The organism is Streptomyces fungicidicus, from assembly GCF_003665435.1.
Lineage (GTDB): Bacteria > Actinomycetota > Actinomycetes > Streptomycetales > Streptomycetaceae > Streptomyces > Streptomyces fungicidicus.
On sequence record NZ_CP023407.1, the window covers coordinates 1,622,596 to 1,645,075 of the forward strand.

The following is a 22,480-nucleotide window of genomic DNA, read 5'->3' on the forward strand; positions in this document are numbered from 1 at the left end:
CCGTACGTAGTGCGCTATGGTCGGACCATGACTACTACGTACGCTGTACTTAGTGAGGGTCTGGAGAAGAGGTTCGGCGCGGTCCACGCCCTGCGGGGACTGGATCTGGCGGTGGCCGAGGGCACGGTGTGCGGGGTGCTCGGGCCGAACGGGGCGGGCAAGACGACTGCCGTGCGGCTGCTGACCACACTGCTGCGGCCCGACGCGGGCTCCGCGCGGATCGCGGGCCGCGACCTGGTGCGGGAGGCCGCCGCCGTAAGGCGCGCGATCGGCGTCACGGGCCAGGACACCTCGATCGACGGGGACCTCACGGGCCGCGAGAACCTGCGGCTGTTCGCCCGGCTGCACCGGGTGAACGGGGCGGCCGCACGGGCCGCCGAGCTGCTCGAGCGCTTCGGGCTCGCGGAGGCGGCCGACCGGCCGGCGTCCGGCTGGTCCGGCGGGATGCGGCGGCGGCTGGACCTGGCGGCCGGCCTGATCCGGCGCCCCGAGGTGCTGTTCCTGGACGAGCCGACGACCGGCCTCGACCCGGGCAGCCGCAATCTGATCTGGGACGTGGTGCGGGAGCTGACCGACGAGGGCACCACCGTGCTGCTCACCACCCAGTACCTGGAGGAGGCGGACCGGCTCGCCGACGACATCGCCGTGGTGGATCGGGGGCGGGTCGCGCACACCGGTTCCCCGGCCCAGCTCAAGTCGCTGGTCGGGACGCACGCCGAGGTGGTCGTCGCGGACCCGGACGCGCTGACGGCGGCGGCCGGGGTGCTCGACCGGCTCACCGGCGCGCCGCCCTCCCTCGACCGGGAGCGCAACGCCGTCGGCGCGGTCACCAGGGACCCGGCACTCACCCTCCCGCACCTGGTGCGCACGCTGGACGCGGCGGGTGTGCCGCTGCTCGACGCGAGCCTCAGGCCCCCGACCCTCGACGACGTGTTCCTGCGGCTGACCGGCCCGGCGGGCTCACCTCACCCCTCCGACGACAAGGAGCGTGCCGCATGAGCACGTTGGCGTACGACGGCACCGCGATGCTCGGCCGGCAGCTGCGGCGGATGCGGAACAACCCGGGCCTGCTGATCATCACCCAGACGATGCCGGTCAGCATGCTGCTCTTCTTCGGCTACGTCTTCGGCAGCGCGCTCGCCCTGCCGGGCGCCGAATACCGGTCCTTCCTGGTGCCGGGCCTGCTGGTGGCGACGGCGGCGGGCGGCGTCATGACCGGCATGTTCCAGTCGGCGCAGGACGTCCACCGGGGGGTGACGGACCGGTTCCGCACACTGCCGGTGAGCCGGGCGGCGGTACCGGTGGGACAGGCGGCGGCAGACGTGCTGGTGACGGCGGCCGGGACGGTGCCGTTCCTGCTGGTGGGACTCGCGGTGGGCTGGCGGGTGGAGGGGAGCACGCTCGAAGCCGTGGGCGCCGTCGCCCTGTTGCTGCTGTTCCGGTTCGCCTGCGTGTGGATCGGGATGTTCCTCGGTCTGCTCACCCGTAACGAGGAGGCGGCCGGCCAGCTGGGCGGGGCGACGTTCCTGCTGCCACTGCTGTCCAGCGCGTACATCCCGACGGCGGGGCTGCCGGACGGGCTGCGCACGGTGGCGGAGTGGAATCCGATCAGCGCGGTGGCGACGGCGCTGCGGGAGCTGTTCGGCAACGCGCCCGTCCCCGGGGGCGCGGCCTGGCCGGTGGCGCATCCCGTCGCGGGGTCGCTGGCGTGGTGCGCGGTGCTGCTCGCGGTGTTCGTACCGCTCGCGGTACGGCAGTACGGGCACGGGAGGCGGTGAGGGAACCGACGGGGAGGATGTCAGGTTCCTGCCAGGGAGGAGCGGGCCGGTGAGCCCCCGGGTGGGTTCGGGGGCGCCGCAGGGGGTGCCGGTGTCGTTTCGGGCAGCGGGGGCCGCCGCGTGCCCGCGGGGATGACGGACGGGCGCGGGGCGCCGCGCCGGGACGGTGGTGGGCCGTCCGGGCGCCGGCGCTACCGGCCGCCGAACAGGGAGCGGCGCAGCCGGCGCAGCGGGGCGAAGAGCGAGACGCGGCTCGCCCGGGCCCGTGCGCCCCTGGCGCCGCGGTCGTGCGCGGTGTCACGCGCGATGAGCTCGCGCATCAGTGACGTCGCCTCGGCCGTCTCCCGCTGCGGGAGCGCGGGCCCCCCGAGGACCGAGAGATGGCGGTCGAGGCGCGAGCTGGTCGCGCTGCCGCCGCACGTGATCGCAGGGACCCTGGCCCTGCTGCGCACCGTTATCTGTTCCATGTCACTCCCCACCCGTACGAGTCCACCCGGCCCGGGCAGGGTAACCCTATCGCCCCGTACGGGCACTCGTGTATCGAGGTCACAGGATTCACCTTCCCCATAAGGGGGTTGACGAACACTCGTCGATTACGCTCCGAATCCGACCGCTTCCAGGGCGAGTTGGACGATGGGCTGGGTGGTGGGCTGTTCGGAGCCGCCCTCCGGCTCGACGGTCACGGCGAGTGATGTCGCGGCGGGGTCGAGGCCGGACGCGACCAGGGGCGTGTCCCCCTCGAAAAGCCCCAGGGAGCGAGGTCGCCCGCCGTCGCCCATGAGCCAGAGCTGGTGCACACGTCCGTTCGGAGGGTCGCCGTATCCGCCGAGGGTGACGATCGCGCCGCGGGCCGACGCGGAGGCGATCACCCCGATCGTGCGGCCCCGCGCGTCCCGGCCGCTGCTTGCCCGGGCGTCCGGGGCGGCGAGAACGTGGGCGATCTCACGTGACCGGTCACGCTCGGCGTTCAGCTGGTCCTGGGTGCGGTTCGCCTGGACGGCGAAGAGCGAGGCGACGACGAGCGCCGCGGCGGCGGTGGCCGTAGCGAACGGCACGAACAGCGGCGCCCGGCGCCGGTCACGGGCGCGCGGCGGCGGCGCGGCGCCCCAGACGTGCGCCGGGAACTGCGGGGCCCGCGCGCGCGGGAGGTCCTGGGGTGCAGGTTCCTGCGGAGTGGTCCGCACGGCGGCCAGGACCCGGTCCCGCATCGCGGCGGGCGCGGGGGCGGCCGTGGACCAGGCGAGGCGGACGGCGTCCTCGGCGAGGGCGCGCACCTCGGCGGCACAGCGGCCGCACGACGTCAGATGCCTCTCGAAGCGGACCCGTTCGGCGGGCTCCAGTGCGTCGAGGGCGTAGGGGGCGGCGAGGGAGTGCGGATTCCCGCGGCGCGGCAGTCGGTCGAACACGCTCATGCCGCGCCTCCCAGGCAGTCGCGCAGGCGGGTCAGGCCGTCGCGCATACGGGTCTTGACCGTGCCCAGCGGCAGCGACAGCCGCTCGGCCACTTCGCGGTAGGTGTAGCCGTCGTAGTAGGCGAGGGTGACCGACTGTCTCTGGAGCGCGGTGAGCCGGTCCAGGCAGCGGCGCACCCATTCGCGTTCGAGGCCGGCCTCGACCTCCTCGGCGACCTGGTCGAAGGCGGGGCCGGGACCGCGCCGGGCCTCGCGCTGCTCGCGTTCGCCGGCCGCGCGGGCGCTGCGCACCCGGTCGACGGCGCGGCGGTGGGCGAGGGTGAGGACCCAGGACAGCGCGGTGCCCCGGCCGGGGTCGAACCGGGCGGCGGAGCGCCAGAGTTCGAGCAGCACCTCCTGCGCCACCTCCTCGGACTGGGCGGGATCGCGCACCACGCGCCGCACCAGCCCGTACACCGGCCCGGAGACCAGCCCGTACAGCTCCTCGAACGCCTTCTGGTCGCCCCCGGCCACCCGCACCAGCAGCTCGTCCGCCTCCAACGCGCATCCCCCTCCCGGGCCCCTGCGGGGCCGCCCTGTCACACGAGGCGTTCGCAGCGGGCGAGCCTCCGGACGGTAAGTACGGATCGACGGACCGAAAACGCGGGTCGGCGGCGAGAAACTCCACGAGCGTACGGCCCCGTGCGCGGGAGGCCCGGACGAATTTCCGAACTCGACCAATCCGGCCCGCCGTTCGCTCCGAAAGCCAGTGCGTCAGGCAAGTTGGCACTGAGGACGGACGGCATGACACCTAACTCCAGGACCGGTGCGGGGCGCGGCGGTCTCGCGACACTGCTCTGCGGCGCGCTGGCCGCCGGGGGGCTCGCGGCCGCCGGCGTGACCGCGCTGGAACCCGAGGCGGCCTCGGCCTCCTCCCACCGGGAGGCCCCGCTGATCTCGGGCACCCCGCAGTACGACAACACGGACCTGTACGCGTTCGTCAGCCCCGACAAGCCGGACACGACGACGATCATCGCGAACTGGATCCCCTTCGAGGAGCCGGCCGGCGGACCGAACTTCTTCACGTTCGCCGAGGACGCGCAGTACGACATCCACATCGACAACAACGGGGACGCGCAGGGCGAGCTGCTGTTCCGTTACACCTTCCGGACGCACACGAAGAACGACAAGACCTTCCTCTACAACACCGGCCCCGTCACCGCCCTGGACGACCCGGACCTCAACATCACACAGACCTACGACATCGAGCTGCTGAAGCTGAAGGACCAGCGGGCGGTGTCCCGCACGAAGATCGCGGACGACGTCCCGGTGGCGCCGTCGAACGTCGGCAAGGCGTCCATGCCGGACTACGACACGCTGCGCAAGCAGGCGGTGCACGAACTGGCGGGCGGGGCCACGACGTTCGCCGGTCAGGCCGACGACCCGTTCTTCCTGGACCTGCGGGTCTTCGACCTGCTGTACGGCGGCAACCTCTCCGAGGTCGGCAACGACACCCTCAAGGGCTACAACGTCAACTCGCTCGCCCTCCAGGTCCCGACAGACATGATCGCCGAGTCGGCGGAGCAGCCGGTCGTCGGCATCTGGTCGACGACGCAGCGCAAGAACGCCGAGGGGCACTTCGTGCAGGTCTCCCGGCTGGGCAACCCGCTGGTGAACGAGGTGGTCAACCCGCTGAAGGACAAGGACACCTTCAACGCGTCGGGGCCGTGGGACGACGCGCAGTTCCTGAAGAACGTCACCGAGCCGGAGCTGCCGAAGCTCATCGAGGCGATCTACAGGATCCCCGCCCCGGACGAGCCCCGCGACGACCTCGTCGACGTGTTCCTGAAGGGCGTCGAGGGGCTCAACCAGCCGCCGCACGTGACGCCCTCGGAGATGCTGCGGCTCAACACGTCGATCGAGCCGGCCGCCGAGCCCAAGCGGCTGGGCGTCCTGGACGGCGACAACGCCGGCTTCCCCAACGGACGCCGGCTGACGGACGACGTGATCGACGCCGCCCTCCAGGTCGTCGAGGGCGAACTGGTCGGGGCGAAGAACGACCTGGGTGACGCGGTCGACGCCAACGACAAGGAGTTCGGGGCGGCGTTCCCGTACCTGGCGAACCCGACGGAGGGGTCACGGGGGCCGCTGGCCAAGGGCGTGGACGGCGGCAACGACGTGCGCAACCAGCTCGGTGACGCGCTGCGCCCGGCGGGCGCGGAGGGCTCCGGCGACACGGCCCTGATCGCCGCGTCCGCGGGTGCGGGCGCCGGCGGGCTGCTGCTGATCGGCGCGGCGCTGATGTGGTGGCGCCGGATGCGCGGCCGCGCGTACTGACCCCCGACAGGCGCGGCCCGTCCCCCGTCCCCCACGGCGCGGGCCGCGCCGCCGACTTCCGACCACCGGCGAACGACCGAGGAGAGAGGCCATGCCTCCGCGTACGAACGACAGCGCCCCCGACGGCGGGGGGCACCCGGTGCCGCCCGCACCGGGAGCGGAGACCACCCGTCCCGTCCGTGCGGAACACGCGCGGGACACCGGCCGCGGCGACGAGGTGCCGGGGGCGGCCGCCCCCGGGCGGCCCGCCACGGGCCGGCGGGCGCGGGGGCTGCGTCTCCTCTCGTGTGCCGCCCTGCTGGCCGTCGCGGCGAGCGCCGGGGCCGTCGCCGTGGGCGGCGGCCGGGACGGCGCGGGGGCCGGGGCGGCCGACGCCGCGCCGGCCGCCGTGGCAGGCGTGCTCGCCGGGGGTGATCTCGGCGCCGGGATACGGTCGTTGCAGGCCCATCTGCGGGCACAGCCGAAGGACGCCGCCGGCTGGGCCACCCTCGGGACCGCCTACGTCGAGCAGGCGCGCACCCAGGGTGATCCCTCACGCTATCCGCAGGCCGAGCGGGCGCTCCGGCGCTCCCTCGCCCTGGACCCGGGGAACGACCAGGCCCTCGCCGGGCAGGCCGCCCTCGCCGCCGCACGGCACGACTTCACCGGCGCCCTGGCGTACGCCGACCGCGCGCTGGAGCGGAACCCGTACAGCGAACGCGCCCTGTGCTCCCGGGTCGACGCGCTGGTCGAGCTCGGCCGGTACGAGGAGGCCGAGGCCGCCGCCACCACCGCCGACCGCAGGCGGCCCGGTGTGCCCGCGTTCACGCGGTACGCGTACGTACGGGAGCTGCGCGGCGACGTGCGCACCGCGCGGGAGGTGCTGCGACGGGCCCTCCGCAGCGCCGCCTCGCCCGCGGACGTGGCGTACGTGGCGACCGCGCTGGGACAGCTGGCCTGGAACCAGGGCGATCACGGGGCGGCCCTCGAGCACTATGCGCGGGCGCTCGCGGCCGACGACGGCTACCTGCCCGCCCTGGAGGGCCGGGCCCGCGCGCAGGCCGCGAGCGGGGACCGCGCGGGAGCCGTCGCGGCGCTGGAGCGGATCGTCGCCCGGTCCCCGCTGCCCGGGCCGCTGGTCGCCCTCGGCGAGCTGTACGAGGACCGCGACGGCGACGGCGACCGCGCGAGGGCACGCGACCAGTACGCCCTCGTCGACGCCTGGACCGCGCTGGCCCGGGCCGGCGGGGTCGACGCCGGCCTCGACACCGCGCTCGCCGCTGCCGACCACGGCGACGCCGGTGCGGCGCTGCGCGCGGCGCGCGCGGAGTGGGACCGGCGGCACAGCGTGCACACCGCGGACGCCCTCGCCTGGGCGCTGCACGTCAACGGCCGCGACGAGGAGGCGCTTCCGTACGCCCGCCGCGCCACCGCCACCGGCTACCGCAACGCCGCCTTCCTCTACCACCGGGGCGTGATCGAGAAGGCCGCCGGGCGGGACGGCGCCGCCCGCGACTCGCTGACCGCCGCGCTGGAACTGAACCCCGGATTCTCGCCGTCGGGCGCCCGTGCGGCCCGTGCCGCGCTGAAGGAACTGGGGGCGGCACGTTGACTCTCCGCCGTTCCGTCACCGCCGGCGCCGCCGTCCTGACCGCCGCCTGCGCGCTCGCGCTGGTCCCGGCCGCGACGGCGGGGGCGCACCCGCTGGGCAACTTCACCGTCAACCGCTACGACGGACTCGTGGCCGCACCGGGCGAACTCCGCGTCCACCACGTCGAGGACCTCGCCGAGATCCCGGCCGCACAGGCCGGACCGGACGTCGAAAGGCTGGGCGGGCGGGCGTGGGCCCGGGAGCGCTGCGCCGCCGCCGCGCTGGACAGCGAGGTGCGCGTCGGGGGGCGGGCGGTCCCGCTCTCGGTACGCGACGCCCGTGCGCGGGTACGGCCCGGTCAGGCGGGTCTCGACACCCTGCGCGTGGAGTGCCGGCTGGCCGCTCCGCTTCCGGAGGGCGAGTCGCTGGACGTCCGCTTCGACGGAGCGGGTCCGGCGTCCGGGCCGGGCTGGCGGGAGATCACCGCGCGGGGCGACCGGATGACGCTCGCCGCCTCGGACGTGCCGGAGTCGTCGCTGTCCGGCGAGCTGACGCGGTATCCGGAGAAGCTGCTCTCCTCGCCGGCCGACACCAGGACCGCGGCCCTGACGGTCCATCCGGGCGGACCGGCGGCGGAGGAGAAGGCGGAATCGGGCGACGCGCCCGCTTCCGCCGTGCTGCCGCGCGGCGCCGACCGCTGGACACGCGCCCTCGACGACCTGGTCGCACGGCGCGACCTCACCGCCGGCTTCGCCGCGCTGGCCGTGCTGATCGCCGTCGTGCTCGGCGCGGCGCACGCGCTCGCGCCGGGGCACGGCAAGACCCTGATGGCCGCGACGGCGGCGGCGCGCGGAGGCCGGGCCGGGCTGCGGGACGTCCTGCCCATGGCCGCCTCGGTCACGGTCACCCACACGCTCGGTGTGGTCGCGCTGGGCCTGCTGGTCACGGCGGGGTCGGCCGCCGCGCCCTCGGTGATCGCCTGGCTGGGCGTCGCGAGCGGCGTCCTCGTCACGCTGGCCGGGGCGAGCCTGGTGCGCCGCGCCCTGCGCGACCGTCACCCCACCCACCGGCACTCGCACACGCACACGCACACGCAAGGCCACGACTACGGCCGCGTCGAGCACAGCCACGGCGGCCACACCCACACCCACCCCGCCGCCCCCACCCTGCGCGGCACGATCCTGCTCGGCTTCGCCGGCGGGCTGGTGCCGAGTCCCTCCGCCGTGGTGGTGCTGGTGGGTGCCGCAGCGCTCGGCCAGGCCTGGTTCGGGCTGCTGCTCGTCGTGGCGTACGGCGCCGGACTGGCCCTGACCCTCACGGCGGCCGGGTACGCCGTGGTCCGGGCGGGCGGCGGGCTGAGCCGGCTGCTGGCACGGCGTCCCCGCTGGACGGCGGCTCCGTGGGCGGCGCTGGCGCGCCGGAGTGCGCCCCTGGGATCGGCGTGCGTGGTCGTGGTCCTGGGGGCCGGATTGGTGTTCAGGGGGGCGGCATCCGCACTCGGCTGAGCTACTTTCATGAGGAAAAGGGGAATTCGCCCGGCTGCGAAGGGGGGCGCCGTGTCCGAAGAACCGGGCAGTGAGCGGGTGGTCGCGGGTCGCTACCGGCTGCTGTCACCGCTGGGCGAGGGCGGTATGGGCACCGTGTGGCGGGCCCGCGACGAGGTGTTGCAGCGCGAGGTCGCCGTCAAGGAGGTGCGCGCCCCGGCCGGGCTGCCGGCGTCCGACGTGGAGCGGATGTACGCCCGGCTGGAGCGGGAGGCGTGGGCGGCGGCCCGGATCACCGACCGCAATGTGGTGACGGTGTACGACGTGGCGACCGAGGGGGGCCGCCCGTGGATCGTCATGGAGCTGGTCCGGGGCCTGTCACTGGCCGAGGTGCTGGACGCCGAGGGCCCCCTGCCGCCGCGCCGTGCCGCGCACATCGGCGCGGAGGTGCTCGCCGCGCTGCGCGCCGCGCACGCGGCGGGGGTGCTGCACCGGGACGTGAAACCGGCGAACGTCCTGATCGCGAACGACGGGCGGATCGTGCTCACCGACTTCGGGATCGCCACGGTCGAGGGCAGCTCCGCGCTGACCATGACCGGGGAGGTCGTCGGATCCCCCGAGTTCCTCGCCCCGGAGCGGGCGCTGGGGCGCACGCCGGGGCCCGAGTCGGACCTGTGGTCGCTCGGTGTGCTGCTGTACGCGGCGGTGGAGGGGCACTCGCCGTTCCGTCAGGACACCCCGCTGAGCACGCTGCGGGCGATCGTCGACGAGGAGCTGCCGCCGCCGCGCCGGGCGGGTCCGCTCGCCCCGGTAGTCGAGGGGCTGTTGCGCAAGGAGCCGGCTGAACGGACGGCGGCGGAACGGGCGCTGGAGGAACTGCGGGTCGTCGGGGCCGGCGGCGCTCCCCGTACGGGCACGACGCGTCCGGTGCCGTACACCCCGACGGTGGCCGCGCTCCCGGGGCCGGGCCCCGGGACGTCCTCCCCCGCTCCCCCGGGCCCGGTGACGGAGGCGGGGACGCCGGTGACGGACAGCCGGCCGGGGCGCGACCGGCGTGCCGCGGCAGCCCTGGTGGCGGGCGTGGTCGTGCTGATGCTGGCGCTCGCCGGGCTGACGTACGCGCTGCTGGACGGCGACGACGACGGCGCCGACGCCAAGGGCACCGGCGGTGGGGTGAGTTCGCCCGCGCGGACCGGCGACGGCGGGGACGGCGACGGCCGGACGCCGGAGACGGCCGATCCGGCGGCGTCGCCCACCGGCAGCGACGACGAGGAGGAGAAGTCCGCTCCGCCGCCGCAGACGGTGTCGGTGACGGTGACCGGCGCGCGCACGGAGTACTCCGGCGGCTGTCCGCCGCCCGCTGAGCGGGCGCCCGCGTTCACGGCGACGTTCACGGTGGGGCGGCTGCCGGCCGAGGTCTCGTACCGGTGGGTGGCCGAGGACGGCTCGGTGGCCGATCCCGGCTGGCGGAAGCTGTCGTTTCCCGAGGGAGGCGGCCGTACGGAGCACGACACGGTGACCGTGACGACGTACTCGGAGACCGGGACGTACCGCGGCGAGATCGGTGTGGAGGTCAGGGAGCCGGTGCGGGAGACCTCCGGGACGGTGCCGTTCTCGGTGACGTGCGAGACGGAGACCCCGCCGGGCGAGGCCTCCCCCTCCGCGTCCGCTTCCGCGGACGACCACTGACCGGTCAGGCCGCGGCGTTGAACACCGGGAGATAGCCGCCGGACTGCCCCGCGGCCTTCGGGTGGTACGAGTTGCCGATGTTGGTCCAGTCCACGCTGTGCAGCCAGGAGCTGCCGGAGCAGAGCTCGTGGCCGGTGAACGTGGAGCGGACGTCACCGAAGGTGAAGCCGTGGGCGCGAGCACGCTGTCCGATCACGTTGTTGAGGTGGTCGGACGCGTCGTTGATCGCCTTCCGCTTGGTCTCCGAGAGACCGACGCAGAACGTGCCGAGCTTGTAGAAGCGGGGGTATCCGAGCACGGCCACATGGGCGTTGGGGGCCTTGCCGCGGATCGACGTGTAGACGTTGTCGAGCTGGCCGGGCAGCGTGGAGTCGATGTACGCCCGCGCGGTGTTGATGCGCGAGATGCAGGTGCTGTCGGACTGGAGCACACAGGTGGTCATGACGTCGGCGAAGCCGGCGTCGTTGCCCCCGACGCTGACGGAGACGAGGCTCGTGCCGCTGTTCAGAGGACCGAGCTGTCCGGCGAGAACATCACCCGTTCGGGCGCCGGAGCAGGCGGTGAAGGAGAAGGACGAAGGGGAGTTGGCGGCTGCCCAGAGGTAGGGATAGGCGTTCGTGCTGCGCTTGCAGTCGCCGCTGGAGTCGATGTACGAGCCTGCCCCCACGCCGGAGGAATAGGAGTCGCCGAGCGCCACATAGCCGCCGCTCGCGGCCTGTTCGGCGGACTGCGCCGTCGCGGCCCCGGTGAGGGCGGTGACGACGGCGAGGAGGAGTGAGCCCAGAAGAAGCAATGGGCGGGGATGTCTCATGGGACCTCCGTTTAGCAGGATTGCTGCATCAACCGTTGTAGCGGCTACGCGCGTTGACAGGAAGTGTTCATGTCAAAACTTGCATCGCATCGAGCGGATTGGCCCGTTCATGTTTAAACCCGGAGCAAATCTGGCCGTTGGACCTTTCGGCCCTTGACGGCCCTTACGGGGTGGGCCACATTGAAGCCCGGCATCCGACACTTCGGGGGGCAAAGTCGGCCATGCAGACACACACATCTCGGCGAGACACGTACGTAACGGCCAAATCAACGAAAACGTGAGTGGCCGTTCCAGGTCTTGCCATTAGGTGTCAATCGTCAATACCGTCATACATCTCACTCGCATCGGTCCGTCGGCAAGCGGCTCCAGGGGAGGGCTCGGGACCGCGACGGAAACCGGCGCGGGGCGCGGTAGGGGGGTGCCGTGCCCGGTGACCGCAGGCGGTGACCGGGCCGTGCCGCGCGGTCGGCCGCCGTTCTCGCGGCCGGCCAGCTTTGCCAGCTCACCCGGCGTGCACGGAGCTCCGTTCGCCGCGCCCGTGGGGTGAGAACCCCCCTTTCGAACCGGACGAACAGCCGGGCCGCCCGAGGGGCGGGCGGTCCACCGGACGAGAGGGACCAGACTCATGAGTTCCGTTCTGCAGCCGGCGACCGAGGACCAGGATCCGCCGGCCGCCCGCACGTACCGGCCCGTCTCCACCCACCTGGCCATCGCGCCACCGGTGAGCGTGGTGATACCGGCCATGAACGAGGCGGAGAACCTGCCGTACGTCTTCAAGACGCTTCCCGACTGGGTCCACGAGGTGGTCCTGGTCGACGGCAACTCCACCGACGACACCGTCGGGGTGGCACGCGAACTGTGGCCCGGCGTCAAGGTCGTCGGGCAGCGCGGCAAGGGCAAGGGGGACGCGCTGCGCTCCGGCTTCGAGGCCTGCACCGGCGACATCATCGTGATGGTCGACGCGGACGGCTCGGCGGACGGCAACGAGATCGTCAGCTACGTCTCCGCGCTGGTCTCCGGCGCGGACTTCGCCAAGGGGTCCCGGTTCGCCAACGGCGGCGGCACCGACGACATGACGTTCATCCGCATGCTGGGCAACCGGGTGCTGTGCGCCGTCGTCAACCGCAAGTTCGGCGCGCGGTACACCGACCTCTGCTACGGCTACAACGCCTTCTGGCGGCACTGCCTGGACAGGATCGACCTCGACTGCACCGGCTTCGAGGTCGAGACCCTGATGAACATCCGGGTCGTCAAGGCCGGGTTCAAGGTGCAGGAGATACCCAGCCACGAGTACTTGCGCATCCACGGCACGAGCAATCTGCGGGCCGTGCGCGACGGGCTGCGCGTGCTGAGAGTGATCCTCGGGGAGCGCTCCAACCGGCGTGCGCTGCGCCGCCGCCCGCGCCCCTCGCCGCTGCTCGGCGCGGTCCGGGGGAAGGTGTCTTGAGCGGACCCGGAACCCCGGGCGTCTCGGTCGTGATCTGCGCCTACACCGAGGACCGCTGGGAGGACGTCCTCGCGGCGGTCGCCTCGGTTCGGGCGCAGTCACGGCCGGCCCTGGAGACCCTGCTGGTCGTCGACCACAACCGGGCCCTCCTGGACCGTCTGGGCGAGGAGTACAAGGAGAGCGGGGACGTGCGGGTGCTCGCCAACGCGGGCCCCCGCGGCCTGTCCGCCGGCCGCAACACCGGGATCGCCGCCTCGCGCGGGGAGGTCGTCGCCTTCCTCGACGACGACGCGGTGGCCGAACGCGACTGGCTGAGGCACTTCGCCGAGGCGTACGACGACCCGCGCGTGATGGCGGTCGGCGGGCGCACCGAGCCCGTCTGGGCCTCGGGCCGGCGGCCCGACTGGTTCCCCGAGGAGTTCGACTGGGTGGTGGGCTGCACCTACCGGGGTCTCCCCGGCGGGCGGGTACGGGTCCGCAACGTGCTCGGCGGCAACGCCTCCTTCCGGCGCACCGCCTTCGACGCGGCGGGCGGCTTCGCCACCGGCATCGGCCGCGACGGGAGCAGACGTCCGCTGGGCGGCGAGGAGACGGAGCTGTGCATCCGCCTCAGCCGCGCCCGCCCGGACGCGGTCCTGCTGATCGACGACCGCGCGGTGATCCACCACCGGGTGCCCGAAGTCCGCGAGCGCTTCGGTTACTTCCGTACCCGCACGTACGCCGAGGGGCTGTCCAAGGCGCTGGTGGCGCGCAGCGTGGGCGCGGGCAAGGGGCTGGAGTCCGAACGCCGGTACACCACGCGCGTGCTGCCCGCAGGGGTGGTGCGGGGGCTGCGCGACGCCCTGCTGGCCCGCCCGGGCGGCGCCGCCCGGGCGGGCGCGATCGTGGCCGGGGTGCTCACGGCGGCCGGCGGCTATCTGATGGGGAGCGTGCGGGCCGTACGGGGCGGGGTCACGTTCTCCGTGGCGGGGACCGGGGAGGGCGGCCGTGACTGACGTACCCGTCCCGATCCTCATGTACCACGCGGTCGCGGCCGATCCGAGCGGGGCGACCCGTGCCCTGTCCGTGTCCCCGGAGGCGTTCGCCGAGCAGATGGCGGTGGTCGCGGACCGGGGCCTCACCCCCGTCACCACGGCGGAGCTGGCCGCCTGCTGGCGCTCGGGCCGTGCGTTGCCCGAGCGTCCGGTCCTCGTCACCTTCGACGACGGCTACGAGGGCGTGCACCGGCACGCGCTGCCCGTGCTCGCCGGGCACGGCTTCCGCGCCACCCTCTTCGTCTCCACCGGCTGGCTCCGCGGGCCGTACGACACCGGCGGCGGCCCGGACACCATGCTCGACTGGGACCAGGTGCGCGAACTGGCGGGCGCGGGGGTGGAGATCGGCGGGCACAGCCACAGCCATCCGCAGCTCGACCAGCTCGACGACCGCCGGCTGCGCTCCGAGCTGACCCTGTGCAGGGAGATCGTCTCGGACCAGCTGGGCTCCGCGCCGGCCTCGTTCGCCTATCCCTACGGCTACTCCAGCCGCCGGGTGCGCCGGGCGGTGCGGGAGACGGGGTACGCCCAGGCGCTGGCCGTGGGCAACGGGCTCGCCCGCCGCGTCCAGGGGCCCTACGCCCTGCGGCGCGTCACGGTGCGGAGGTCGACGGACATCGCCGCGTTCGAACGGCTGGTGACGGGGCGGGCCGTCGCCCGCGTCTTCGCCCGGGACCGGGCGCTGACCAAGGGGTACGCGGTGGTGCGCCGGGCCCGGCGGGTGCGGGCGGTGGCCGGCCGGCCGCCGGACTGAACGGGGGACGGGCCACGCCCGGGCGCCGCGTGTACGCCGGAAACGGGGTGCGCGCGACGCCCGGGTGACCGATCATGGCGGCATGTCCGCGCAACCGCACGACGCACTGCCGATCCGGCTCAACGTCGACGACAGCGACTCCCCGTCCGATGTCGTCGACGCGCTGTTCCTCGGCCGCTTCGCGACGGGCGAGCAGCCGTACTCGCACGCCGTCAACATCGACCGCGTGCGCTCCGGCGCGAGCCTGCTGCCCGCGGGCGCGCGGGTGCTGCGGCTCGCCAGGGACGACGACCGCAGCGCCACCCTGGCCGAGGGCGACGGCTGGACGCTGCTGGTCTCCCGCTGGAACCGGGGCGCCGACGTCACGGTCACCGCGATCAGCGAGGAACTGGCGGCGCTCGTCCTTGAGGAAGCCACCGAGGGCGCGGCCGACGAGCCCGAACCGCAGCCGGAGAACGTCACCATGGGCTTCTGGTACGTCTCCCCGCGCCGGGGTCCGCACCGCACCACCCGGCAGATCTCGGCGGGCACCTGGGAGGAGGTCCGGCCCAACTACACCGCGCCGGTGGCGGACGCGATGGACCGCCTGATGAAGACCACGCCCGAGGACATCTCGGGCCGGCTGCTCCTGCTGCACGGCCCGCCGGGCACCGGCAAGACCTCCGCGCTGCGCACGCTGGCCAGGTCCTGGCGGGACTGGTGCCAGGTGGACTGCGTCCTGGACCCCGAGCGGCTGTTCAGCGACGTCGGCTATCTGATGGACATCGCGATCGGCGAGGAGGACGCGGCGGGCAAGGGCCGCTGGCGGCTGCTGCTCCTGGAGGACTGCGACGAGCTGATCCGCGGCGAGGCCAAGCACACCGCGGGTCAGGCCCTGTCACGGCTGCTGAACCTGACGGACGGTCTGCTCGGCCAGGGCCGCAACGTCCTGGTGGGGGTCACCACCAACGAGGACCTGGAGCGCCTGCACCCGGCCGTGGTCCGCCCGGGCCGCTGCCTCGCCCGGATCGAGGTGGGCAGGCTGACCCGTGCGGAGGCGGTGGGCTGGCTGGGCCACGAGGACGGCGGCGTCGGCCGGGAGGGCGCGACCCTGGCCGAGCTGTACGCCCTGCGCCGGGGTACCTCCCCGACGTCCCTGCCGGAACCCCGGGGCGACGCGGAAGCGGGTCTGTACCTGTAGGTGTTTGATGGCCGTATGACCCTGTTCGTCGGAACGTCGGGGTGGCAGTACAAGGACTGGCGCGGGGTGCTGTATCCGGCCGGGCTTCCGGTGCGGCTCTGGCTGGAGGAGTACGCGGCGCGGTTCGCCACCGTCGAGATCAACAACGCCTTCTACCGGCTGCCGTCCCGGGAGACCTTCGAGTCCTGGCGGGAGCGCACCCCGCCGGGGTTCGTCGTCGCGGTCAAGGCGAGCCGGTATCTGACCCACGTCAAACGGCTGCGGGAGCCCGAGGAGCCGGTGGAGCGGCTGATGAGCCGGGCCGCCGGGCTCGGCGACCGGCTCGGCCCGGTCCTGCTCCAGCTCCCGCCCACGCTCCAGGCCGATCCCGCGCTGCTGCACGCCTGTCTGCGCCGCTTCCCGGAGTCGGTCCGGGTGGCGGTCGAGCCGCGCCATCCGTCCTGGTGGACGCCCGAGGTGCGGGCCGTGCTGGAGTCGCGGGGCGCGGCCCTGTGCTGGGCCGACGTCCTGGGCCGGCCGGCGACCCCGCTGTGGCGCACCGCCGACTGGGGCTACGTCCGCTTCCACCAGGGCCGCGCGCACCCCTGGCCGCACTACGGCCGCCAGTCCCTGCGCACCTGGCTCCACCGCGTCACGACCGCCTGGCCCCCGGAGGCGGACGTCCACGCCTACTTCAACAACGACCAGAACGCGGCGGCGGTGACCGACGCGGCCCTGTTCGCCCGCCTGGCCCGCACCACCCCCCGCCCCGTCCCCCGAACCCCCACAGCCCTGACCAACCCGCCATGACAGCGGACCCCGCCCCCCCAGAGGCGCGGGGCTGAGTGGACATGCGGCTCCGCCGCGCGGGCGCGACCAGCCACGACGCGCCCGCACCGGACGCGGCAGCCCCGCCCCGACGGCGCCCCCGCTCACCGGTACACCGCACGCAGTGCGTCCCGCACCGCGGCCACCGCCTCCTCCTCCGAGCAGCCCAGCCGCCGCGCCCTCGCGGCGAACTCCTGCGCCGCCGAGGCCAGCTCCCGCTCCGCCGCCGCACCCGCCGCGGCGATCAGCGTCCCGTTGCGCCCCCGTGTCTCGATCACCCCGTCGGCCTCCAGCGCCCGGTACGCCTTGGCCACCGTGTTCGCGGCGAGGCCGAGCGTCTCGGCCAGTCCCCGCACCGTGGGCAGCCGGTATCCCACGGGCAGCGCGCCCGACCGTGCCTGCTCGGAGATCTGCGCCCGCACCTGCTCGTACGGGGGCGTGCCGTCGTCGATCCGGATCTTCAGGGTCACGGCCCGATTGTCGCGCACCCGGGCGGAAAATGAGAGGCGCCCCGGGCGCGGCCCCCGTAGCGTGCGCCTCCATGACCGTCACCGTCCGCGATCTCCGCGCCGACGCCCGCGCCGACCTCGAGGGCTTCGCCCGTGTCCGGCACGCCGCGTTGCCTTTCCTCCTCGTCACCCCGGAGTCCCTGGTCCACGACCTGACCCGGCTCCACCCCGACGCCCACTACCGCCCGCTGGTGGCCGAGGCCGACGGCGAGGTGATCGGCACGGCGCAGGTGCATCTGACCCACGAGAGCGCCGAGCCGGGCCAGGGCAACATCAACGTGTACGTGCACCCCGGGCACACCCGCCGGGGCGCCGGGACGCTGCTCGTGCGTGCCGCCGAGGAGCATCTGGCGGCGCACGGGGCGACCCGGCTGTTCGCCTGGGTGGTGGACCGTCCGGGCAACCGCGCCTTCGCGGAACGGCACGGCTACGGGGCGAGCCGCTCCGCCCATTTCTTCCGCCTGGACCTGGCGAACGGCGCCCTGCCCCCGCTCCAGGACCCGCCGCCGGGCGTGGAACTGCGCCCGGGCTCGGACTTCGCCGCCGACCCGCGCCCGCTGTTCGAGCTGGACGCGGAGACGACGGCGGACGAACCGAGCGACGTCGAAACCGAGTTCACGGACTACGAGGCCTGGCTGGAGGAGACCTGGCGGCACCCGCTGTTCAGCCCCGCGCTGACCACGGTGGCGCTGGTCGACGGCCGCCCCGCCGCGTTCACCGCGGCCCGCACGGACGGCGCCACCCGGTACGCCACGGTCATGACCGGCACCGCCCGAGCCCACCGCGGCCGGGGCCTGGCCAAGCTCGCCAAGAACGACTCCCTGCATCGCGCCCGCGCGGCCGGGTACTCGGAGGCGTTCACGGGCAACGACACCGGGAACGGGCCGATGATCGCGATCAACAAGTGGTTCGGGTACGAGATCTGCGGAACGGAGGTGCGGTATGTCCGCGCACTCGGCTAACGGACCGGCCCGGGTGGAGGTCGTGCTCGTCAAGGCGGGGCGGATGAAGATCCGCTACCCGGCCGAACTCCTCGCCGACGACGGCGTCCGGGCCACCGTGCGCGCCCCCTGGGCGGGCGAGGGGGTACGGGACTTCGGCTTCGTCCGCTTCGAACCCGGCGACATGTTCACGGAGCACTACTGGCGCGACCGGTGGTACTCGGTCAAGGAGGTCCGCGCCGCCGACGGCACCCTCAAGGGCCACTACTGCGACATCACCCGCCCGGCCGAGCTCTCCGCCGGCCGGCTGGTCGTCGAGGATCTCGACCTGGACCTGTGGGTCTCCGCGGACGGCGCCGACATACGGCGGCTGGACGAGGACGAGTTCGCGGCGAGCGGTCTGCTCACCAGGGACCCCGAGGCGGCGGCCGCCGCGGTGGCCGCCCTCGACGAACTGGACGCACGGGCCCGCGAGGGCGGGTTCGGCGCGCTGCTGGCCTGAGCCCGCCGGGTCAGTCCGGGACCGCGACCACCGCGTAGCGCTCGTCGTCCACGTCCCGGCCCCAGAGCGCGCGGTCCCCGGACAGCGGCTGCACGCGCACCCGCCCGCCGAGCGGTGCCAGGAGGGCGGTGAGCCGGCCGGCGGATATGCCGACCGGGCTCACCGTCCCCCACACCCCCTCGACCAGCACCAGCCGGCCTCCCGGCCGGAGCAGGTCGCGCCAGTGCCGCAGCGCCCGGTCCGGTTCGGGCAGCGTCCACAGCACGTGCCGGACGAGGACCGTGTCGTAGCGCTCCTCACCGACCGGGGGTGCCGCCGCGTCGCCGACGAGGAACACGGCGTCCCGTCCGGCGAGCTTCTCCCGGGCGAGCGCCACCATGGCCGGGGAGCGGTCGACGCCGGTCACCCGGTGCCCCTGCCCCGCCGCGAGGAGGGCCAGGCTGCCGGTGCCGCAGCCGAGGTCGAGGACGTCTCCGGCCCGCTCGGGCAGCCAGTCCCGCAGCCGCTCGGCCCAGGCGGCGCGCACCTCGGGGTCGCGCAGCCCGTGGTCCGGCTCCTCGTCGAAGGAGGCGGCCGCCGCGTCCCAGTCGACACCGTCCGTACCCGTCCCGTCACCGTCTCGGATGGCCATGACCCCAGAGTGACACCTCCCACTGACAATCGATTCGTGACAGCGGCCACAGACAGAACGGGACCGATGAGGAACTCTCCCCCGAAAGGTCTGCCTCCGTGAGAACGCGGAACCCGGTGGACCCCGAAGGAGGCAGCCATGCGCCGTGTCACCGTGCAGAAGCCCCCGAGGAAGAGCGACGCCCGCCGGGCCCGTGAGGAGGCCGAGGAACGTCCCGCGGGACGACCGGAGGTCCGCAAGGACATCGCCCGCACCTGGTGGCCCGACGGCTGACCGCCCCCGCGGCACGGGGCTCAGCCCGGCCGCTCGCGGTAGTGGATCCGGTCGACGTCGGCGGCGACGGCCGGGCGGATCCGCCCGTCTGTCATGCCGCGCACGGTACCTACCTGATCCCAGCCTGAGCACTCCCTTAACGCGGCCATAAGGATCTCCCTCCGCGGCCTCGGACAGGCGATTTCACCGGTCAGGGGGGCTAGTTTCTGAGCCACCCCCACGGGATTCACCACCCCCCACCCCGATCCAGTGATCGTTGTCGAGGAGTTGCTGCCCCATGCCCGCACGCCGCAAGGCCGCTGTCGCCGCCGTCGGTCTCGTCCCGCTCGCCCTGACCGGGCTGTCCGCCGCGCCGGCGTCCGCGCACGGTTCGATGGGCGACCCGGTCAGCCGGGTCTCGCAGTGCTACGCCGAGGGCCCGGAGAGCCCGGATTCGGCGGCGTGCAAAGCGGCGGTCGCGGCCGGCGGCACCCAGGCGCTGTACGACTGGAACGGCATCCGCATCGGCGACGCGGGCGGACGCCACCAGGAGCTGATACCCGACGGCAGGCTGTGCAGCGCCGGCGACGACACGTTCAAGGGGCTCGACCTGGCCCGCGCCGACTGGCCGGCGACCAGCGTGAGCAGCGGCTCGTACACCTTCAAGTACCGCGTGACCGCCCCGCACAAGGGGACCTTCAAGGTGTACATCACCAAGCCGGGCTACGACCCGTCGCAGCCGCTGGCCTGGGACGACCTGGATCTCGCGAACCCGGTGGCGACCTCCACCGACCCCGCCGCGTCGGGCGGCTTCTACACCTTCTCCGGGGCCCTCCCCGAGCGCTCCGGCAAGCAGCTGCTGTACGCGGTCTGGCAGCGGTCGGACAGCCCCGAGGCCTTCTACTCCTGCTCGGACGTCACGTTCGGCGGCGGAGCCCCGGCGGCCGGAGCGGGGGCGGGCGACGGTGCCGCCGCCGACTCGGGCGACACCCCCGAGGAGGCCGCCGTCCCCGCGCCCACCGCCTACGCCCCGTCCGAGGAGCAGATCGAGGACGGCGCCGCGAAGTCGACCGTCGAGAACCACGGGCACGGCGACGACGACCCCGCCACCACGGCGGAGCCGGCCGCGGCGGACGCCGGCGCGGACGGAACCGGTGCCGTCGCCGGTGACGGCACCACCGACAACCGGCCCACGGCGGCCGGCGCTTCGCGGAATCTCGCGGAGACCGGCGGCGACGGCAACACCGCGTACCTGATGATCGGCGGCGCCGCGGCGCTGGCGCTCGGCTCGGCGGCGCTGTTCGCCTCCGCCCGCCGGCGCACGGCGGGCGCCCGGCACGGCCGCTGAACCGGCTCGGGGCCCTGTCCGGCGGCTCAGGCCGGACAGGGCCCCTGGGCGTTCCGTCGCCCGCACGGGTCAGCTGAAGGCGGAGGCGCAGGTGGTGGGCCTGGCGTGGGCCGGGTCGAGGGCGTTGGCCACCTCGTGGAAGGCGACCCGGTCGAACAGCCCGATCGCCAGGTGCTCTGACAGGTCGAGCGGGCACAGGTCCTGGAGCAGGACGTTGCGCACGTTCGGCCCGGTCAGATAGCCGCTGCGGTAGGGCGTGACCACCTCGTCGTACCGGGTGGCGATGACGGTGTAGCGGACGCCGGGCACGGTGTCGCCGCCCGCGTTGAGCTTGGTGAGGAAGGCCGAGCCGGCGATCTGGTCGGCGAGTGCGGGGGTGGCCTCGCTCAGCAGGTCCTCCGCGCCGGGGAAGTGGGGCAGCAGCCGGGTGAGGCCGTTCAGGGTGGTGCCGTGGTTGCTGGGGGCGATGCCGACCAGCGCGTTCACCTCGTCGGCTCCGCCGAGGAACCTGAGGTAGTAGCGCGGCATCATGCCGCCCTGGGAGTGGCCGACGATGTCGGTCTCGGCGGCGCCGGTGGCGGCGAGCACCTTGTCGACGAAGGCGTCGAGCTGTTCGGCGGACTTCTCCGTGGGGCCGAGGCCGTGGAAAAGGGGGACGCCGGGAAGCTGTCCGTAGTCGAGGGAGTAGACGCAGTAGCCGCGGGCCTTCAGATAGGGCGCGAGGCCCAGCCAGTTGTCGACGGAGTTGCCGAAGGTGCCGTGGACCAGGACGACGGGGCGGGGATGCGCGGCGGAGGGCCTGCAGGAGTAGTCGTTCCAGCCGCTGGACGGCGCGCCCGCGGCCTGGGCGCCGGCGGCGGCGGGGAGGGTGACGCCCGCGGCCAGCAGCAGTGCGGCCAGCGGTCTGATCAGTCGCTTCCAGGGCAGCATCGGGTGATCTCCTTGCGACGCGGGGAAAGGGGTGGGGGTCCTTACGCCCTGTGATCCGGATCACGAGGATGCTGTTCACTCGTCAAGTTACGGGCGAGTAGCAAAAGGGGGAAGTTACGCGTCGGTAAAAACTTCCGGAGTCAACCGGCGGACGTGGGCGCGCCGCTGACAACAGGTCACCAAGCGGGACGGATCGCCCCGTTGGGCGCGATACGCAGCAGCCGTTCCGCCAGCGCGCGCGTCTCCGCCTCCCCCAGCACCTCGCTCCAGGCCCGCACGGCCTCCGCCGCCGCCTCCTCGGCCGCCCGGGTGCAGGCCCACCCCGCCCCGGTCAGCACCACCAGCCGGGCCCGCGCGTCGCCGGGGTGCGGGCGCCGCTCGGCGTACCCCTTGCGCACCAGCTCGTCGACGAGCTGGCTCGCGGCCTGCTTGGTCACCCCGAGGTGGACCGCGAGGTCGGTGACCGTCGCGCCGTCCGGGGCGAGCCGGGCGAAGGCGAACCCGTGCGCGGGCCGTATCCCCTCGAAGCCACGGGCGACCACCCCGTCGTTGATGCGCCGGGTGAGCTCGCCCGCGACGGCGAGCAGGGCGGCGGACAGGGCCATGGCCTCGGAGTTCTGCACGGAGGAATTCAAGCACCTTGACGAAATGGTCAAGGAGACTGACCATATGGTCAAGCTACTTGACTACCGAGAGGTCCCCGTCATGCCCGTGGTCCGCCCGTCCGACGCCGTCGTCCATGAGATGCACGGCGCCCGCTTCGTCTCGTACGCCGCCCCCTCGACCGGCAGCGAGGAGCTGTGCGCCTGGCGGGGCGAGATCCCCGCCGGGACCCGGGCGCCCGCGCACACCGTCAGCCGGGAGGAGATCTTCCATCTGCTCGCCGGCGAACTGCTGATCACCCTCGACGGCACCACCCACCGCGTCACCGCCGGCGACACGGTGATCATCAACCCGGGTGCGACCCTCGCCGTCGAGAACCCGGCCACCGAGGTCGCCGTCTCCTGGGTCACCGCCTCCCGCGGCCTGGAGGCGACCCTGGCCGACGGCACGCGCGTCGTGCCGCCGTGGGCCAACTGAGTGAGC

General features: G+C 74.0%; 24 protein-coding genes. 16 read left to right on the forward strand and 8 right to left on the reverse strand.

All coding sequences use genetic code 11. The annotated features are described in order from the left end of the window. The first annotated feature begins 27 nt into the window (after window positions 1-27). Entirely contained in the window at window positions 28-999 is a 972-nt protein-coding gene (locus CNQ36_RS07330; protein WP_121545391.1) for an ATP-binding cassette domain-containing protein, read from the forward strand. Further along, window positions 996-1,778 (forward strand): ABC transporter permease, encoded by a 783-nt coding sequence (locus CNQ36_RS07335; RefSeq protein WP_121545392.1) that lies wholly within the window; start codon window positions 996-998, stop codon window positions 1,776-1,778. The genes CNQ36_RS07330 and CNQ36_RS07335 overlap by 4 nt, the downstream gene beginning before the upstream one ends. 191 nt (window positions 1,779-1,969) lie before the next feature. On the opposite strand, the gene CNQ36_RS07340 is transcribed toward CNQ36_RS07335, so the two are convergent. From CNQ36_RS07340 to CNQ36_RS07350, 3 genes are all read right to left on the reverse strand, one after another. Beyond that, the gene (locus CNQ36_RS07340) at window positions 1,970-2,245 is read right to left on the reverse strand and encodes a hypothetical protein (RefSeq protein ID WP_121545393.1); all 276 of its coding nucleotides are present in this window, start codon (window positions 2,243-2,245) and stop codon (window positions 1,970-1,972) included. A gap of 126 nt (window positions 2,246-2,371) precedes the next feature. Beyond that, window positions 2,372-3,190, reverse strand: coding sequence for an anti-sigma factor (locus CNQ36_RS07345; RefSeq protein ID WP_121545394.1), 819 nt, complete (start codon window positions 3,188-3,190; stop codon window positions 2,372-2,374). After that, window positions 3,187-3,729: a sigma-70 family RNA polymerase sigma factor gene (locus CNQ36_RS07350; protein WP_004933285.1), complete on the reverse strand. Its 543-nt coding sequence runs from the start codon at window positions 3,727-3,729 to the stop codon at window positions 3,187-3,189. The genes CNQ36_RS07345 and CNQ36_RS07350 overlap by 4 nt, the downstream gene beginning before the upstream one ends. Before the next feature lie 243 nt (window positions 3,730-3,972). Here CNQ36_RS07350 and CNQ36_RS07355 point away from each other — a divergent pair, with 243 nt between their 5' ends. From CNQ36_RS07355 to CNQ36_RS07370, 4 genes are all read left to right on the forward strand, one after another. Further along, entirely contained in the window at window positions 3,973-5,505 is a 1,533-nt protein-coding gene (locus tag CNQ36_RS07355; RefSeq protein ID WP_121545395.1) for a DUF4331 domain-containing protein, read from the forward strand. Window positions 5,506-5,596: 91 nt separating this feature from the next. Further along, window positions 5,597-7,096: a tetratricopeptide repeat protein gene (locus tag CNQ36_RS07360; RefSeq protein ID WP_121545396.1), complete on the forward strand. Its 1,500-nt coding sequence runs from the start codon at window positions 5,597-5,599 to the stop codon at window positions 7,094-7,096. Further along, entirely contained in the window at window positions 7,093-8,580 is a 1,488-nt protein-coding gene (locus tag CNQ36_RS07365) for a nickel transporter (protein ID WP_121545397.1), read from the forward strand. The genes CNQ36_RS07360 and CNQ36_RS07365 overlap by 4 nt, the downstream gene beginning before the upstream one ends. Window positions 8,581-8,658: 78 nt before the next feature. Next, complete coding sequence (locus CNQ36_RS07370) at window positions 8,659-10,248, forward strand: serine/threonine-protein kinase (protein WP_410177130.1); 1,590 nt, start codon at window positions 8,659-8,661, stop codon at window positions 10,246-10,248. Window positions 10,249-10,252: 4 nt separating this feature from the next. Here CNQ36_RS07370 and CNQ36_RS07375 read toward each other — a convergent pair whose 3' ends face one another. Then, entirely contained in the window at window positions 10,253-11,059 is an 807-nt protein-coding gene (locus tag CNQ36_RS07375) for an SGNH/GDSL hydrolase family protein (RefSeq protein ID WP_004933275.1), read from the reverse strand. Between the two features lie 625 nt (window positions 11,060-11,684). Here CNQ36_RS07375 and CNQ36_RS07380 point away from each other — a divergent pair. The 5 genes from CNQ36_RS07380 (at window position 11,685) to CNQ36_RS07400 (ending at window position 16,263) form a co-directional block, all read left to right on the forward strand. Continuing rightward, window positions 11,685-12,506, forward strand: coding sequence for a glycosyltransferase family 2 protein (locus tag CNQ36_RS07380; protein WP_004933273.1), 822 nt, complete (start codon window positions 11,685-11,687; stop codon window positions 12,504-12,506). Continuing rightward, window positions 12,503-13,501, forward strand: coding sequence for a glycosyltransferase family 2 protein (locus tag CNQ36_RS07385; RefSeq protein ID WP_121545399.1), 999 nt, complete (start codon window positions 12,503-12,505; stop codon window positions 13,499-13,501). The genes CNQ36_RS07380 and CNQ36_RS07385 overlap by 4 nt, the downstream gene beginning before the upstream one ends. Next, entirely contained in the window at window positions 13,494-14,294 is an 801-nt protein-coding gene (locus CNQ36_RS07390) for a polysaccharide deacetylase family protein (RefSeq protein WP_121545400.1), read from the forward strand. The genes CNQ36_RS07385 and CNQ36_RS07390 overlap by 8 nt, the downstream gene beginning before the upstream one ends. Before the next feature lie 82 nt (window positions 14,295-14,376). Next, window positions 14,377-15,474 (forward strand): DUF5925 domain-containing protein, encoded by a 1,098-nt coding sequence (locus tag CNQ36_RS07395; RefSeq protein ID WP_121545401.1) that lies wholly within the window; start codon window positions 14,377-14,379, stop codon window positions 15,472-15,474. A gap of 15 nt (window positions 15,475-15,489) precedes the next feature. Then, window positions 15,490-16,263: a DUF72 domain-containing protein gene (locus tag CNQ36_RS07400; RefSeq protein WP_121545402.1), complete on the forward strand. Its 774-nt coding sequence runs from the start codon at window positions 15,490-15,492 to the stop codon at window positions 16,261-16,263. Between the two features lie 122 nt (window positions 16,264-16,385). On the opposite strand, the gene CNQ36_RS07405 is transcribed toward CNQ36_RS07400, so the two are convergent. Further along, window positions 16,386-16,751: a GntR family transcriptional regulator gene (locus tag CNQ36_RS07405; protein WP_121545403.1), complete on the reverse strand. Its 366-nt coding sequence runs from the start codon at window positions 16,749-16,751 to the stop codon at window positions 16,386-16,388. 71 nt (window positions 16,752-16,822) lie between these two features. Between CNQ36_RS07405 and CNQ36_RS07410 the strand changes: the two genes are divergently transcribed. Together CNQ36_RS07410 and CNQ36_RS07415 are read left to right on the forward strand one after the other, a co-directional pair. Then, on the forward strand, window positions 16,823-17,752 hold the full coding sequence (locus CNQ36_RS07410; RefSeq protein WP_121545404.1) for a GNAT family N-acetyltransferase: 930 nt from the start codon (window positions 16,823-16,825) through the stop codon (window positions 17,750-17,752). Continuing rightward, window positions 17,733-18,233 carry a ribonuclease FAU-1 family protein gene (locus tag CNQ36_RS07415; RefSeq protein WP_121545405.1) on the forward strand — a complete coding sequence of 167 codons (501 nt, stop codon included), beginning with the start codon at window positions 17,733-17,735 and terminating at the stop codon, window positions 18,231-18,233. The genes CNQ36_RS07410 and CNQ36_RS07415 overlap by 20 nt, the downstream gene beginning before the upstream one ends. A gap of 10 nt (window positions 18,234-18,243) precedes the next feature. Here the strand turns inward: CNQ36_RS07415 and CNQ36_RS07420 are convergent, their stop codons facing one another. Then, window positions 18,244-18,864 carry a class I SAM-dependent methyltransferase gene (locus tag CNQ36_RS07420; RefSeq protein ID WP_121545406.1) on the reverse strand — a complete coding sequence of 207 codons (621 nt, stop codon included), beginning with the start codon at window positions 18,862-18,864 and terminating at the stop codon, window positions 18,244-18,246. A 138-nt stretch (window positions 18,865-19,002) separates the two neighbouring features. Between CNQ36_RS07420 and CNQ36_RS35570 the strand changes: the two genes are divergently transcribed. Next, window positions 19,003-19,137: a hypothetical protein gene (locus CNQ36_RS35570; protein WP_086014717.1), complete on the forward strand. Its 135-nt coding sequence runs from the start codon at window positions 19,003-19,005 to the stop codon at window positions 19,135-19,137. Window positions 19,138-19,414: 277 nt separating this feature from the next. Next, window positions 19,415-20,464 (forward strand): lytic polysaccharide monooxygenase auxiliary activity family 9 protein, encoded by a 1,050-nt coding sequence (locus CNQ36_RS07425; protein WP_121545407.1) that lies wholly within the window; start codon window positions 19,415-19,417, stop codon window positions 20,462-20,464. Window positions 20,465-20,533: 69 nt separating this feature from the next. On the opposite strand, the gene CNQ36_RS07430 is transcribed toward CNQ36_RS07425, so the two are convergent. Both CNQ36_RS07430 and CNQ36_RS07435 read right to left on the reverse strand, forming a co-directional pair. Next, on the reverse strand, window positions 20,534-21,394 hold the full coding sequence (locus CNQ36_RS07430; RefSeq protein ID WP_121545408.1) for an esterase/lipase family protein: 861 nt from the start codon (window positions 21,392-21,394) through the stop codon (window positions 20,534-20,536). Between the two features lie 176 nt (window positions 21,395-21,570). Next, window positions 21,571-22,017 carry a MarR family winged helix-turn-helix transcriptional regulator gene (locus CNQ36_RS07435; RefSeq protein WP_121545409.1) on the reverse strand — a complete coding sequence of 149 codons (447 nt, stop codon included), beginning with the start codon at window positions 22,015-22,017 and terminating at the stop codon, window positions 21,571-21,573. 82 nt (window positions 22,018-22,099) lie between these two features. Here CNQ36_RS07435 and CNQ36_RS07440 point away from each other — a divergent pair, with 82 nt between their 5' ends. Further along, entirely contained in the window at window positions 22,100-22,474 is a 375-nt protein-coding gene (locus CNQ36_RS07440; RefSeq protein WP_121548389.1) for a cupin domain-containing protein, read from the forward strand. Window positions 22,475-22,480: the final 6 nt, after the last annotated feature.

What these genes read in the sequence shown, in the direction of transcription:
- CNQ36_RS07330 (WP_121545391.1), top strand. Translation starts at nt 28, where the DNA reads ATGACTACTACGTACGCTGTACTTAGTGAGGGTCTGGAGAAGAGGTTC.
- CNQ36_RS07335 (WP_121545392.1), top strand. Translation starts at nt 996, where the DNA reads ATGAGCACGTTGGCGTACGACGGCACCGCGATGCTCGGCCGGCAGCTG.
- CNQ36_RS07340 (WP_121545393.1), bottom strand. Translation starts at nt 2,245, where the DNA reads ATGGAACAGATAACGGTGCGCAGCAGGGCCAGGGTCCCTGCGATCACG.
- CNQ36_RS07345 (WP_121545394.1), bottom strand. Translation starts at nt 3,190, where the DNA reads ATGAGCGTGTTCGACCGACTGCCGCGCCGCGGGAATCCGCACTCCCTC.
- CNQ36_RS07355 (WP_121545395.1), top strand. Translation starts at nt 3,973, where the DNA reads ATGACACCTAACTCCAGGACCGGTGCGGGGCGCGGCGGTCTCGCGACA.
- CNQ36_RS07360 (WP_121545396.1), top strand. Translation starts at nt 5,597, where the DNA reads ATGCCTCCGCGTACGAACGACAGCGCCCCCGACGGCGGGGGGCACCCG.
- CNQ36_RS07375 (WP_004933275.1), bottom strand. Translation starts at nt 11,059, where the DNA reads ATGAGACATCCCCGCCCATTGCTTCTTCTGGGCTCACTCCTCCTCGCC.
- CNQ36_RS07380 (WP_004933273.1), top strand. Translation starts at nt 11,685, where the DNA reads ATGAGTTCCGTTCTGCAGCCGGCGACCGAGGACCAGGATCCGCCGGCC.
- CNQ36_RS07395 (WP_121545401.1), top strand. Translation starts at nt 14,377, where the DNA reads ATGTCCGCGCAACCGCACGACGCACTGCCGATCCGGCTCAACGTCGAC.
- CNQ36_RS07400 (WP_121545402.1), top strand. Translation starts at nt 15,490, where the DNA reads ATGACCCTGTTCGTCGGAACGTCGGGGTGGCAGTACAAGGACTGGCGC.
- CNQ36_RS07410 (WP_121545404.1), top strand. Translation starts at nt 16,823, where the DNA reads ATGACCGTCACCGTCCGCGATCTCCGCGCCGACGCCCGCGCCGACCTC.
- CNQ36_RS07415 (WP_121545405.1), top strand. Translation starts at nt 17,733, where the DNA reads ATGTCCGCGCACTCGGCTAACGGACCGGCCCGGGTGGAGGTCGTGCTC.
- CNQ36_RS07420 (WP_121545406.1), bottom strand. Translation starts at nt 18,864, where the DNA reads ATGGCCATCCGAGACGGTGACGGGACGGGTACGGACGGTGTCGACTGG.
- CNQ36_RS35570 (WP_086014717.1), top strand. Translation starts at nt 19,003, where the DNA reads ATGCGCCGTGTCACCGTGCAGAAGCCCCCGAGGAAGAGCGACGCCCGC.
- CNQ36_RS07425 (WP_121545407.1), top strand. Translation starts at nt 19,415, where the DNA reads ATGCCCGCACGCCGCAAGGCCGCTGTCGCCGCCGTCGGTCTCGTCCCG.
- CNQ36_RS07430 (WP_121545408.1), bottom strand. Translation starts at nt 21,394, where the DNA reads ATGCTGCCCTGGAAGCGACTGATCAGACCGCTGGCCGCACTGCTGCTG.
- CNQ36_RS07440 (WP_121548389.1), top strand. Translation starts at nt 22,100, where the DNA reads ATGCCCGTGGTCCGCCCGTCCGACGCCGTCGTCCATGAGATGCACGGC.